This window comes from Mycetohabitans sp. B2, from assembly GCF_021733735.1.
Classification (GTDB): domain Bacteria; phylum Pseudomonadota; class Gammaproteobacteria; order Burkholderiales; family Burkholderiaceae; genus Mycetohabitans; species Mycetohabitans rhizoxinica.
Map to the genome: position 1 here is coordinate 1 of NZ_JAHKSP010000188.1, position 330 is coordinate 330.

The 330-nt window shown below is 57.9% G+C and carries 1 pseudogene; it reads left to right on the forward strand.

The window, feature by feature from the left end:
• Window positions 1–330 (forward strand): annotated as a pseudogene (locus tag KPG66_RS17350) (hypothetical protein); the annotation flags it as partial.

Consider the following 330-nt stretch of genomic DNA (forward strand, 5'->3'; position numbering starts at 1 on the left):
AAGTCATCGCGCGCATTGGTGACTACGTGCCCGTCCAAGACGTGATGGCGTTTGCTACCGTTGATCGGCGTACCTATTATGCAATGCAGACCAGGCGCCTCGTTCACAGCTATTGGCAACGAGCAAAACAAGCGGTGACCTTTCAGTCGATCCACCGCCTGCTCGATGAGATGGACGACACGTTCGCCGATCCAGCGCAGTACGCCGACCCCCTGGACGCGCTGTGCCAACGTTTGAAAACGTTGAAGGCCGGGCGCACCCGCGTATTTAAGCGTTTATTCGCAGCCGCGCAGCGTATCCCGCAAGACGGCGTGCAGATACAAAAAGCGC